General features: G+C 43.8%; 13 protein-coding genes. 2 read left to right on the top strand and 11 right to left on the bottom strand.

Annotated elements, in window-relative coordinates:
- Window positions 1–2: 2 nt before the first annotated feature.
- The 4 genes from ACFQ4A_RS13275 to noc all read right to left on the bottom strand — a co-directional run bounded on the left by ACFQ4A_RS13275 (window position 3) and on the right by noc (window position 4074).
- Window positions 3–1157 (bottom strand): aminotransferase class V-fold PLP-dependent enzyme, encoded by a 1155-nt coding sequence (locus tag ACFQ4A_RS13275; RefSeq protein WP_382401411.1) that lies wholly within the window; start codon window positions 1155–1157, stop codon window positions 3–5.
- A 285-nt stretch (window positions 1158–1442) separates the two neighbouring features.
- Window positions 1443–2282, bottom strand: a complete 840-nt coding sequence (locus ACFQ4A_RS13270; RefSeq protein ID WP_382401409.1) for a ParB/RepB/Spo0J family partition protein — start codon at window positions 2280–2282, stop codon at window positions 1443–1445.
- Window positions 2263–3036 (bottom strand): ParA family protein, encoded by a 774-nt coding sequence (locus ACFQ4A_RS13265; RefSeq protein WP_382401407.1) that lies wholly within the window; start codon window positions 3034–3036, stop codon window positions 2263–2265. The genes ACFQ4A_RS13270 and ACFQ4A_RS13265 overlap by 20 nt, the downstream gene beginning before the upstream one ends.
- A gap of 177 nt (window positions 3037–3213) precedes the next feature.
- On the bottom strand, window positions 3214–4074 hold the full coding sequence (gene noc / locus ACFQ4A_RS13260; RefSeq protein WP_382401405.1) for a nucleoid occlusion protein: 861 nt from the start codon (window positions 4072–4074) through the stop codon (window positions 3214–3216).
- A 184-nt stretch (window positions 4075–4258) separates the two neighbouring features.
- On the opposite strand from noc, the gene ACFQ4A_RS13255 reads away from it, so the two are divergent.
- Window positions 4259–4399 carry a hypothetical protein gene (locus ACFQ4A_RS13255; protein ID WP_382401403.1) on the top strand — a complete coding sequence of 47 codons (141 nt, stop codon included), beginning with the start codon at window positions 4259–4261 and terminating at the stop codon, window positions 4397–4399.
- Between the two features lie 215 nt (window positions 4400–4614).
- Here ACFQ4A_RS13255 and rsmG read toward each other — a convergent pair whose 3' ends face one another.
- The 7 genes from rsmG to rpmH all read right to left on the bottom strand — a co-directional run bounded on the left by rsmG (window position 4615) and on the right by rpmH (window position 11169).
- On the bottom strand, window positions 4615–5331 hold the full coding sequence (gene rsmG / locus ACFQ4A_RS13250) for a 16S rRNA (guanine(527)-N(7))-methyltransferase RsmG (protein WP_382401401.1): 717 nt from the start codon (window positions 5329–5331) through the stop codon (window positions 4615–4617).
- 20 nt (window positions 5332–5351) lie between these two features.
- Window positions 5352–7241 carry a tRNA uridine-5-carboxymethylaminomethyl(34) synthesis enzyme MnmG gene (gene mnmG, locus ACFQ4A_RS13245; RefSeq protein WP_382401399.1) on the bottom strand — a complete coding sequence of 630 codons (1890 nt, stop codon included), beginning with the start codon at window positions 7239–7241 and terminating at the stop codon, window positions 5352–5354.
- A 51-nt stretch (window positions 7242–7292) separates the two neighbouring features.
- On the bottom strand, window positions 7293–8669 hold the full coding sequence (mnmE, locus tag ACFQ4A_RS13240; protein ID WP_382401901.1) for a tRNA uridine-5-carboxymethylaminomethyl(34) synthesis GTPase MnmE: 1377 nt from the start codon (window positions 8667–8669) through the stop codon (window positions 7293–7295).
- 405 nt (window positions 8670–9074) lie between these two features.
- The gene (gene jag, locus ACFQ4A_RS13235; protein WP_382401397.1) at window positions 9075–9701 is read right to left on the bottom strand and encodes an RNA-binding cell elongation regulator Jag/EloR; all 627 of its coding nucleotides are present in this window, start codon (window positions 9699–9701) and stop codon (window positions 9075–9077) included.
- On the bottom strand, window positions 9698–10462 hold the full coding sequence (gene spoIIIJ / locus ACFQ4A_RS13230; RefSeq protein ID WP_382401395.1) for a YidC family membrane integrase SpoIIIJ: 765 nt from the start codon (window positions 10460–10462) through the stop codon (window positions 9698–9700). The genes jag and spoIIIJ overlap by 4 nt, the downstream gene beginning before the upstream one ends.
- A 159-nt stretch (window positions 10463–10621) precedes the next feature.
- A complete protein-coding gene (rnpA, locus tag ACFQ4A_RS13225) occupies window positions 10622–10966 on the bottom strand; it encodes a ribonuclease P protein component (RefSeq protein ID WP_382401899.1) in 345 nt (114 codons plus the stop codon).
- Window positions 10967–11034: 68 nt separating this feature from the next.
- Entirely contained in the window at window positions 11035–11169 is a 135-nt protein-coding gene (rpmH, locus tag ACFQ4A_RS13220; protein ID WP_382401393.1) for a 50S ribosomal protein L34, read from the bottom strand.
- A gap of 576 nt (window positions 11170–11745) precedes the next feature.
- Here rpmH and dnaA point away from each other — a divergent pair.
- The gene (gene dnaA, locus ACFQ4A_RS13215) at window positions 11746–13095 is read left to right on the top strand and encodes a chromosomal replication initiator protein DnaA (RefSeq protein ID WP_382401391.1); all 1350 of its coding nucleotides are present in this window, start codon (window positions 11746–11748) and stop codon (window positions 13093–13095) included.
- Window positions 13096–13202: the final 107 nt, after the last annotated feature.

Raw genomic sequence — 13202 nt, 5'->3', positions numbered from 1 at the left:
GTTTATATCACCTTATATGATTCGGTTATCTCCCCGATTGCATGTAAAAATTGTTCAACTTCTGCTTCGTTATTATACAGACTGAAACTTGCTCTAATGACACCCCGGTCCATCGTTTCCAGCATTTCGTGTGTTAGCGGACTGCAATGAAGGCCGGCGCGGACAGCTATATCGTAATGGGAATCAAGGATCATCGCAACCTCCTGTGACGGGATATCGAGCACATTAAAAGCCACAATTGGCATATGCAGTCCCTGTCCCACTGGTTCGTAGCATGTGACGCCTTCTATCTGTTTCAGCCCTTGTAAAAGCACTTGGCTTAGCATTGTTTCACGTGGAACATTTTCCTGTTCTCGTGTTTCATGGAAAGCTAAAGCAGCCTGTAGCCCGGCTATCCCGGGCGTATTCAATGTACCACTCTCTAGTTTTTCCGGCCATTGTGCCGGCTGAAGCGGTTCTTCGGAAAAACGGCCGGTGCCTCCATGAAGCAGCGGTTGCAAGTCAACATCACCATTAACCAACAACATGCCTGTCCCCTGGGGGCCCAATAACCCTTTATGCCCGGGGAATGCCAGCATATCGATTCCCATCTCCTTCATGTCGATCGGTATATGACCTGCCGTTTGTGACGCATCAACAAGCAGCGGTATGTGCTTTTTTTTAGCCACATGCGCCGTCTGTCCGACTGGAAAGACAGTACCTGTCACATTCGACGCATGCGACATCGCTATTAATTTCGTCTTGGCGGTAATCGATTCTTCAACGCGTCGTATAAAAGCACTTTCATCGCCATCCCAGGTTATGTAAGTGATGTTAACCCCATGTTCATGTTTGATATGTTCGAGTGGCCGGCGTATGGAATTGTGTTCAAAGGTCGTCGCGATAACATGGTCGCCCGCTGACCAGGTGAATCCTTTGATGGCCTGGTTCAAAGCAGCTGTCGCATTCGCAAAAAACAATGCTTGTTTCGGGTTGCTGCAGCCGAATAAACGTGCCGCTTTCTCCCTTGTTCCGGTTATCAAATCTGCTGCCGTCCTGGCGAGCCTATGACTGCCGCGACCGGGATTGGCCCCTATTTCGTTAACTGCCTGTACCATGGCTTCGGCTACTTCAGGTGGCTTTGGATACGAGGACGCGGCCTGATCAAAGTAGATCACTCTAAAACCTCCTCCGCAAAATGTGACTTTCAAGTAAGAAAAACTCGACTCCTTCCTCATCTTCCTAGATGTCAGAGGCGGAAGTCAGAAGTCCGATTTCGGTATTGAAAACGTCGTCCAAAATTTTATACCTTCGTATCTTATAAAAAAAGACCGACCAGATGCTGTTGTATCAAGTCAGTCTTGTGACGCCGTCTAAATAGCACTCCCGGATGACGGAAGGCTGAGGGCATCAATCGTGTTAACCGCCTGCATCCATTCGTCCGAAGCGTTACCAATATTAAATTACTTGTCCAGTGTCTCCAGTATTCGCTCAAGATCATCATTTGAGTAAAATTCAATTTCAATTTTCCCTTTGCGTTTTCCACGGTTAATAGAGACAGCGGTGCCAAGTCGCTCACGGAGAACGGTTTCTCTTTCCTGCAAAAAGATATCTTTTTTCGGTTTGCCTTTCTTCTTGGCCGGCTTGTCATTCATTTTAACAATGAGCTCTTCCACCTGACGCACATTTAGTTTTTCTTTAAGTATCTTATTGACAAGCGGCATGACCTGTTCCTTATCTGTTACGCCAAGTAAAGCTCGTCCGTGACCCATCGACAGCTCACCATTATTGATATAAGCCACAACCTGTTCCGGTAATGAGAGGAGACGGACGATATTGGCGATATGTGACCGGCTTTTTCCCAGCCTTCTTGATAATTCATCCTGTGTGATGCCCAGCTCATTCATTAAATTCTGATACGCATGGGCTTCCTCAATTGCTGTCAAATCCTCACGCTGTAAATTTTCCAGCAAGGCAACTTCCATCATTTTGTCATCTGTCAGATCTTTGACAACCGCCGGCAATGTCGCCAATTCCGCCTCTTTAGCCGCACGGAAACGTCGTTCCCCAACGATAATTTCATAGCCTTTAATACTTTTGCGAACAATCAGTGGCTGAACAATGCCATATTCCAGGATCGAATCTTTTAATTCCTCGATCGCATCCGCACGAAATGTTTTGCGCGGTTGATATGGATTTGGCCGGCACTCATTCACCGGAATTTCCTGAATGACATCATCACGTGTTTCTTCCAGCTCAGATGGAAAAAAAGCATTGATTCCTTTACCCAACCCTCTCGCCATTATTGATCACTTCCTTTGCCAGTTCAAGATATACTTCAGCACCTTTTGACTTTGGATCATACGTTATAATCGGTTCACCATGGCTTGGTGCTTCCCCCAGCCGGATATTTCGCGGTATGACGGATTGATAGACTTTATCCTGAAAGTATTTTTTGACCTCTTCAATGACCTGAATGCCAAGATTTGTTCGTGCATCAAGCATTGTCAGCAAAACACCTTCTATCATGAGCGACTTGTTCAAGTGTTTTTGCACTAACCGTATGGTATTCAATAACTGACTTAACCCCTCCAGCGCATAATACTCACATTGAACAGGGATCATGACCGTATCTGACGATGTAAGCGCATTGATCGTCAGCAATCCTAACGAAGGCGGGCAATCAATAATAATATAATCATAGACCTCTTTAAGGCTTTCTAGCGCTTTTTTTAAGCGAATTTCCCGAGAAATGGTTGATACTAATTCGATTTCAGCGCCCGAAAGTTGAATCGTGGCAGGTATAATGTCTAAATTCTCAACTTGTGTCGGTACACAAACATCTTCGGCAGGCAAATCTTCCACCAAAACATTGTAAATACACTGATCCATATCAGCTTTGTTGATGCCGACGCCACTTGTCGCATTGCCCTGAGGATCTATATCAACAATTAAAACACGATTGTTTAAATGAGCGAGGCCTGCACTCAAGTTTACGGCTGATGTTGTTTTTCCGACGCCACCCTTCTGATTGGCTATGGCAATAATTTTACCCATGCTGTCACCTACCTAACATTCTATACTTATTATTCTATCACTTTTTTAATTAAAGCGGCTATTAAATTATGATTTCATTTGAAATAGTGCAGCTTTTGTTTTTTGGATTTAAAAACCACTCATCTTCTGTAAGAGCAAAGATGAATGGTGTTTTATCAATCAATATGAAGACATGTATTATTTCTTTTTCGGTATTTTGATCGTGATTTGATAAAAATCATCCAGATCCTCTTCATCGGTTTCGACATCAATTCCCGTATCCGACACCATATTCAGCGACTGTCGGATCGTATTCATAGCAATCCGCACATCTTTATTAACACCTTTACGTTTGGGGCGTTTTTTGGCTGGTTTTTCAGCCGTTTGGTTCATTTTTTCGATATGTTCCTCTGTCTGTTTTACGTTCAAGTCTTTGTTTAAAACATGTTCAAGCATTTGGACTTGTTTATCAGGATCATTGATCTTGATTAACGCGCGGGCATGTCGCTCTGTTATTTGCTTGTCCAATACAGCTGTTTGGACTTGTTCCGGAAGCTTTAGTAACCGCATTTTATTAGCAATCGTTGACTGGTTCTTTCCGAGGCGCTGTGCCAATGCCTCCTGTGTCAGTGAATGCAGATCCAGCAGTCGTTCGTATGCGCTTGCTTCTTCAATCACCGTCAACTCTTCCCGCTGAAGATTTTCAATGAGTGCTACCGAGGCAATTTCCGTATCGGTCATCCCCCGAACGATAGCAGGCATGGTTTCCCAACCTAATGATTGGACCGCACGCCATCTGCGTTCACCGGCAATCAGCTCGTATTTATCTTCTTCGTCCAGCTTACGGACCACAACCGGTTGAATCATGCCATGTGTATGGATGGTTTGGGCCAGTTCCTGCATTTTTTCTTCATTAAAAACCGATCTTGGCTGGAATCGATTGGGCTCGATTTTTTCAATTGAAAGTTCGATCACTTCATCTGAATGGTAGTCTTCTTCCACCGGTGCTGGTTCATGTTTATCTCCCATCCCAAATATGCGGTTTAGTGGACTTACCACCAGCAAACACCACCTTTACTATCATGCTCTATGTTCAAGGCTCTTTTTATGTCCTTCTGCCACCGCAGTTGACAGACACATCCCTTTCACGGGTTCTCTCAGGCTAGTCATTATTTATATCCATCACTGATTCAGATGCCCTCTGTGCCTTCAACAAGAAATATATAAAACAGGAATGTTCCACGTGAAACATTTCCGTCTGCTTGTCATTGTCCTTATCGACGTCCGGCTGTTTTATCTTTCTTTTACAACGCGGCTGGAAATAGATAACCCATCACCAGACCACAACGTTCAGTCAAACTCTGTCTACTATTCTATCATATAAAAGCCTGAATGCGTAAGAAATCATCATATAAAATAAAACTACCACCAGCAAAGGAGAAATCGGCAGGAATGGGAAAACGACGGTAATGGATCATTACCCGCATAAAACAGATTCCTTTTCAACCTGTCGTCATACGGACCATGATATAAGACGAAGGCAACAGGTATCGTGAAACCACCATCTTCTCTGCTAATGGTTCGCTGTTCAATCGGGGATCAGCTAATTGGGTCTTTGTTGGGAAGTCCAGGTTTTCGCGGATATTTTTTTGGCGTTTTTCGTTTTTTATGTATTGTAATAATCGAACGCTCACTGTCTTCTTCGGGTAACCGAAATGTATCGATTGCGTCCAATTCGCCACCCAACTTGTTTAGCGCCTGTTTGGCATCATTCATTTCGTCATCAGCCTGTGACCCTTTCATCGCCAAAAAGACACCATTTGGCTTAGCAAGTGGTAAACACAACTCACTTAAAACCGTCATTCGAGCGACGGCTCTGGAAATGACGAGATCAAAGGATTCCCTGAATTGTTTATGTTGCCCGAATGTTTCCGCTCGGTCATGATAAAATGCAACATCTTCAAGACCAAGTTGTTCAGCTAACTGATGTAAAAAATGAATCCGTTTTTTTAATGAGTCGACAATGGTCAATTTTAAATCTGGAAAACATATTTTAAGCGGGATACCGGGGAATCCTGCCCCGGCTCCCACATCACAAATCGTTAAGTCTCTGGCAAAATCATGATAAAATGCGGCTGATACCGAATCATAAAAGTGTTTCAGATACACATCTTCTTCAGCCGTCAAAGCGGTCAGATTAATGTTCGCATTCCAGTCCACCAGTATTTGAAAATAAACAGCAAATTGCTTTTGTTGGGTGTCATTCAAGTCAATACCACGTTCACGTAACGTCTGAAAAAAATGGTCCGGTTTCATGAGTTCATGAGCTCCTTTAGTCACGAATTAGCTGCACGCGCAATTTTACCCTGTTCAATATAAACAAGCAGGATAGAGACATCAGACGGGTTGACGCCTGCTATGCGTGACGCCTGCCCGACCGAAAGCGGCTGTACTTTTTTGAGTTTTTCCTTAGCCTCATAAGCGATGCCGTCAATATCATCATAATCAATATTGTCCGGAATCCTTTTGCTTTCCATCTTAAGCATACGGTCGACTTGCTCATTGGCCTTTTTAATATAACCTTCATATTTGATTTGGATTTCTGCCTGTTCCTTGACAATGTCCGGCAGTAATTCATCCGGCTCGATTACCTGCTCTAGCATTGTGTAGGTAACCTCAGGGCGTTTCAGCATATCGTAGGCTTTGACAGCTTCTTTCAGCGGTGAACCGTTCGCTTCCTGCAACATTTGTTGTACTGCTGGTTCCGGTTTAACGGTCATTTTGGCGAGACGTTTTTTCTCCTGCTCAACGAGACGTTTTTTCTCAACAAATTGGGTGTACCGTTCGTCGTTGATCAAACCATAATCATAACCGATTTCCGTCAAACGCATGTCGGCGTTATCATGACGCAGCAACAAACGATATTCGGCACGGGAGGTCAACAGACGATAAGGCTCCTTTGTGCCTTTCGTCACGAGGTCATCAATTAATACACCGATATAGGCACGTGATCTGTCGAGAATGAGCGGTTCTTTGCCGACAACTTTCGCAGCAGCATTAATGCCCGCCATAATACCCTGAGCAGCTGCCTCTTCATAGCCTGATGTGCCATTGATCTGCCCAGCTGTAAACAGTCCCGGAACGCTTTTAAGTTCGAGCGTTGGCCATAGCTGTGTCGGGACAACAGCGTCATATTCAATGGCATAACCTGCACGCATGATTTCGGCGTTTTCCAGTCCTGGTACCGTTTTGACCAATTCGTGCTGAACATCTTCCGGCAGTGACGTCGACAATCCCTGCACGTACACTTCTTCTGTATCTCTTCCCTCCGGCTCGAGGAAAACTTGGTGACGCGGTTTATCATTAAAACGAACGATCTTGTCCTCAATTGATGGACAATAGCGCGGTCCGGTCCCACGTTTCATACCGGAATACATGGCGGACAATGATAAATTATCGTTAATGATCTGATGTGTGAACTCATTGGTATACGTGAGCCAGCACGGAATCTGATCCGTAATATATTCCGTTGTTTCATAAGAAAAACTTTGTGGCTTTTCTTCGCCTGGCTGCATTTCCGTTTTGGAATAATCAATGGAATGACTGTTGACACGTGGCGGTGTCCCCGTTTTAAAGCGGGTCAGGTCAAGGCCGAGATCTTCAAGGTTTTCGGACAGCTTGATGGATGCCCGCTGGTTGTTCGGGCCACTTTCATATTCGAGATCGCCCATCAACACTTTACCACGCATGAACGTTCCGGTCGTAACAATGATCTGATCGGCGTAATAGGCAGCCTTCGTTTCCGTGAGGACCCCCTTGCACACCCCATCTTCCATAATCAGCTCATTGACCATGCCTTGTCTTAATGTCAGATTTTCCTGGTTTTCCAGGACATGTTTCATTTCTTTAATATAAAGCGGCTTATCTGCCTGTGCCCGTAATGCTTGAACGGCCGGTCCTTTGCGTGTATTCAGCATGCGCATTTGAATGTGTGTTTTATCAATTACCTTAGCCATTACACCACCAAGCGCATCCACTTCACGGACGACAATGCCTTTAGCCGGTCCGCCCAGTGACGGGTTACACGGCATAAATGCGATCATATCCAGATTGAGTGTCAGCATTAATGTTTTCGCGCCCATTTTGGCTGCCGCAACACCCGCCTCTACACCGGCATGGCCAGCGCCAACGACAATGACATCATAATGTCCGGCATTATAGACCATCTTTTTCACCCTTTCTATTGGTGTGTTAATCCGTTTATCTTTTTTATTCTTCTATTTCCCCAAACAAAATTGTGAGAATAGCTGATCAATCAGGCTGTCACTAGCTGTGTCGCCAATGATTTCACCCAAAAATTCCCACGTGCGGGTCACGTCAATTTGGACAATATCGAGTGGCATTTCCATTTCCAGGCTTCCCATGGCATCTTCCAATGCCTGTTTCGCTTGTTTCAGCAATTGGATATGACGGATATTGGAGACGTACGTCATATCGCCCGTATCAATATCACCAGCAAAAAACGTTTCAGCAATGGCGGATTCCAGCTCATCGACGCCTTCTTCTTTGATTAATGACGCCGTGATGACCGGTTTACCCTCAGCGAGCTGGTTAACTTCTTCCAGGTCAAGCTTCTGTTCCAGATCGGTTTTATTGATAATCACAATATAATCCATTCCTTGAACCGCTTCAAACAGCTTTCGATCTTCATCCGTCAGTTCTTCATTATAACTGAGCACAAATAAAATGAGATCTGACTCACCGAGTACCTGGCGTGAGCGGTCAACACCGATTTTTTCCACAATATCTTCCGTTTCACGAATTCCCGCTGTGTCAACCAGTCTGAGTGGTACACCGCGGACGTTGACATATTCTTCAATGATATCGCGAGTTGTCCCGGGTACTTCCGTCACAATCGCTTTATTTTCCTGGACGAGTGTATTCATTAATGATGATTTACCGACATTCGGCCGGCCAATAATCGCCGTTGATAGCCCTTCGCGTAATATTTTGCCTTGTTTCGCAACTTCCAGTAAATGCTCGATCTCCCCGTGCACGTCTTTCGTTTTCACGCGCATCATGTCATGGGACATTTCTTCAACATCATCATATTCAGGGTAATCAATATTCACTTCTACATGAGCAACAGTTTCCAGCAGCTCCTGCCTAAGCCGGCCGATCAGCTCCGAAAGACGTCCATCCATCTGTTTTAACGCAACCGACATCGCTTTGTCCGTTTTCGAACGGATCAAGTCCATCACCGCTTCTGCCTGTGACAAATCGATCCGGCCATGCAGAAACGCGCGTTTGGTAAACTCCCCCGGTTCGGCAATCCGGATACCTTGTTCCAAAACAATTTCCAGCACACGGTTAACCGCAACCATGCCACCATGACAATTAATTTCCACGATGTCTTCCCTGGTGAACGTTTTCGGTGCCCGCATGATGGTGACCATTACTTCTTCCGCCACTTCATGTGTGTGGGGATCGATGATTTTGCCGTAATGAATCGTATGCGACGCAGCATCAAGCAAACTTTCACCCTGAAACAACCTAGCTGTTACTGGAATAGCTTCTTCACCACTCAACCGGACAATCGAAATCGCCCCTTCACCAACCGGTGTTGATATGGCTGTTATCGTTTCTGTCTCCAGCTTTCTCACCTCCATCATATCCGTAATGTTTTATCTATAGTCAATGTGTTAATTGTTCTGCCAACAATATAATAGAATACCACACATTTTAGCAAAAATAAACTTATCCACAGTGTTAATAATCATTAATACCATAAATAAAGCCATCTATCCACATGTGAATAGATGGCTTTATTTATGCAAAAGCTTTATCAACAGGCATCTCCCGGCTTACATCACCATCAACTTTCAACGAATATAACTAAGAAAAAAGACTGACGCGGCTTTTCAGATATCAAAGGTCAGAGGCCGGTAGTCAGACTTGAAGAAATCGGCGAACCAGCCAATTTCACGATTGAAGACGTCACCTGAAATGTTATACTTTTTTATCATTGTACAAAAAACCCCGGAAAGACCGGGGTTGCTTTAATTACCAACTGCTGGTTTGATCATAATGCGCCGATGCGGTTCAGCCCCATCTGAATAGGTTGAAACCTGATCATTTACCTGTAATGCATTATGAATGATTTTGCGCTCAAATGCGGGCATTGGTTCAAGGGTCACAGCTTTATTCAGTCGTTTCGCTTTGTCCGCCATTTTATGCGCGAGCGCCTCAAGTGCTTCTTTCCGACGGTCACGGTAACCCTCCGCATCGACAGTCACACTGTAAAACGTATCCGCATCCTTATTCAGGACGAGATGCACCAAATATTGGATCGCATTCAACGTTTGGCCGCGTTTACCGATTAATATGGCAACTTTATCTCCGGACAAATCAAAGGTGACGTGATCACCGGATACTGTTGGCGTCACCTCAGCTTGTACATTCATTTTTTCGGTGATATCCCGCAGGAAATTTTCTGCTTCCTCAATCGGATTTTGCTTTACCGTTACCTTAACAATTGCCCGTTTGGAGCCAAACACGCCCAATAATCCTTTTTTACCTTCATCAATCACGTCAACGTCAACATGGTCCCTTATGGTGTCTAACTGCTCTAATGCTGATTGGACCGCTTCCTCAACCGTTTGGCCACTAGCAGTTATTTCTCTCACTTTTTGTCTCCTCCAGTTTTTTGATCATTCATCATCGGTTTGCGAATGAATACCGTCTGAGCAATCATAAACACATTCCCCACTACCCAATAGAGTGCTAATGCTGCTGGAAGAATGAAACCCATAACTACAATCATGATCGGCATGACATATAACATCACCATCATTTGCGGATTTTGGGCAGCCGCGCTTCCTGCCATCATTAATTTTTGCTGCAGAAATGTGGCTGCACCAGCAATCAGCGGCAAAATGTAATCTGAAGATCCCAATTGAAACCACAGAAAGGTATGCTCTTGCACTTCAGGTGTCCGCATAATCGCATGGTACATCGCAATCAATACCGGCATCTGCACAAAGATCGGCAGACAGCCAGCGAGCGGGTTTACCCCGTGCTTCTGGAATAAATTCATTGTCTCCTGCTGCAACTTTTGCTGGGTATTCGCATCCTTAGATGCATACTTCTGCTGCAGCTCTTTAAGTTCGGGCTGGATTTCCTGCATCGCTTGAGAACTTTTCAACTGCTTAACGTTCAATGGAAGTAAGATCAGACGAATAATAACCGTCAGGATAATGATCGCTAAACCATAACTGCCACTAAACAACTCAGCAAAATAAATAATGACTTGTGATAAGGGATAAACAAAAAATGAGTTCCAGATGCCTTCGCTTTCAGCAGAGACTGGTTCATTTATTTGTGTACACCCGGAAAGAAGTGCCAGTAACCCGATTAAGGCTACAAGCAACCAAACCTTCTTATGCAATTTATTTCCTCCTAACTGATCAGAAAAACTCAGGGACTCGTCCTCGTCCTACAGCGCGTATAATATATTCTTTTTATCGCTAAAAAACCGTATGTATCGAGTCTCATCTATTTTACCATTAAATAAATAAAAGATTCTATATAAAAACGGGAAACATACCTATTTTTTTATCAACAACTGTTTTTTGCCCAGCAAATGAATGAGACTTTTCTTCACCTCGTGAAAATTCATCCGTTTTGTCGGATTCCGGGCAATAATAATCATATCATAATTTGACCGGACATCGTTTTCCAATTCGAGAAACGCCTGCCGCAAATACCGTTTGATCTGATTTCTCATGACAGCATTGCCGATCTTTTTGCCAACAGACAAACCGATCCGGAAGTGCATCTGGCCGGGTTTTTCAATATAGTACAGAACAAGCTGCCGATTGGCAAACGATTTCCCATATCTAAAGACGTGCTGAAATTCCTGGTTATCCTTTATCCGATATCTCTTTTTCAATACGATCACCTTCATCCATCATCTTTCCCCGGCATAGTGGAAAAAAGACCACTGATGGTGTCAGTGGTCTATGCAGACAATACTTTTCTTCCTTTACGACGACGGCGCTTCAGTACCTGGCGTCCGTCTTTTGAACGCATCCGGGTACGGAATCCGTGTACTTTTTTCCGTTTACGATTATTTGGTTGAAATGTTCGCTTCATTTATCATACACCTCCCTGAGGAATTACAATCGTCACAACCACGTGTTTATGGCAGTCTAAAACATTATAATGAAAAAGGCAGACCCATGTCAACTTCATACCCGCAGAAAAATTATCCACACCCTCATGTGATAGCATTTTTCCACAAAAAATTATATCCACAACCATTATCGACATATTACTCACAAAATCTAGTAGTGTGGATAAAAATTGTCTACAAGGGATGGATTTTGTGGATAAGTGTCGAAAAAGCGTTGCATGGTGCGGCTTTTTTTGGTATTATATTTGTGCTTTACCATGTGTAAAAGATATTCATGTTGAATGTTTTTCCACAGATTGTGGATAGCATGTGGATATACATATACACCTCTGTTTATTAAGTTATCAACGGTGATGTGGATAGCGTTCATAAAATAGCTGATCAGCCTTCACTGTCCATATACACCGTCCACAATCAAATAATCGCATCGATTGCAACAAAAAACCTTTCCGTCTTTCCATAATCCATCATGATTGATCGCGAAAGGGTTTTTCTATCATCTGCCACCTACCAACTATTGAAAGGGGTGAAGCGAATTGCAAAACATCCAAGAGCTATGGGAAGCAACATTGGAAAAAATTGAAGAAAAGATCAGTAAACCAAGCTTTGAAACCTGGCTAAAAAATACAAAAGCTGAGTCACTGGATAACGACACACTTACCATTATGGCGCCAAATGAATTTGCGCGCGACTGGCTGGAGGGGCGCTATACCAGTTTGATTGATGAGATTTTGCTTGAAATTACCGGAGCCAAGCTATCGACACGGTTTATTATTCCCGATACGCAGGAACCTGCTGATGACGCTGATCAAGCACCAAAAAAAGTACCCACGGGCAACAACGGAAAAACAGATTCCGACAAAACGATGCTGAATTCCAAATATACATTTGACACATTCGTTATTGGTTCCGGAAACCGGTTTGCCCATGCCGCATCGCTGGCTGTCGCGGAAGCACCGGCAAAAGCGTATAATCCATTATTCATATACGGCGGCGTTGGACTTGGCAAAACACACTTGATGCATGCGATCGGCCATTATGTCCGGGAGCACAATCCAGAAGCGAACGTTGTTTATTTGTCATCGGAAAAATTTACGAATGAATTTATCAACGCTATCATGGACAATAAAGCAACCCAGTTTCGGAACAAGTATCGCAATGTCGATATTCTATTAATCGATGATATTCAATTCATAGCCGGAAAAGAATCAACACAGGAAGAATTTTTTCATACATTTAATGCGCTCCATGAAGAAAACAAGCAAATTATCATTTCAAGTGACCGGCCGCCCAAAGAGATCCCGACACTTGAAGATCGTCTGCGTTCCCGATTTGAATGGGGCCTGATTACCGACATTACACCGCCGGATCTGGAAACGCGGATCGCCATTTTAACGAAAAAAGCCAAAGCTGAGGGACTTGATATACCGAACGAAGTGATGCTTTACATTGCCAATCAGATTGATACTAACATCCGAGAACTCGAAGGGGCACTGATCCGGGTCGTTGCCTACTCATCTCTCGTTAATCAGGATATTGATGCATCACTTGCAGCTGACGCTTTGAAAGATATCATCCCGAGCAACAAACCACGGACCATCACGATACATGGTATTCAGGAAGCTGTCGGGGAAAAATACAACATCCGATTAGAAGATTTTGCCGCCAAAAAACGCACGAAGTCAATTGCCTTTCCACGGCAAATCGCTATGTATCTATCACGGGAACTGACGGATTTCTCCTTGCCGAAAATTGGTGACGAATTTGGCGGAAGGGATCATACAACGGTTATTCATGCACACGAAAAAGTCGTCAAAATGATGGAAAATGATACGCTATTGCATAAAGACATTGAAGAATTAAAAGAACAGCTGAAATCATTTTAGTTATACACATGTGGATGTTGTGAATCAAAGATCAAACTTGTAAACAACTTTTCCACATGTGTATAACCGCTTTATTTGCAAGTTTCCAATTGTTATCCACATAACCA

It is taken from the genome of Lentibacillus salinarum, from assembly GCF_042679865.1.
GTDB lineage: Bacteria > Bacillota > Bacilli > Bacillales > Amphibacillaceae > Lentibacillus > Lentibacillus salinarum.
This window is presented reverse-complemented; position numbering and strand designations above follow the sequence as displayed.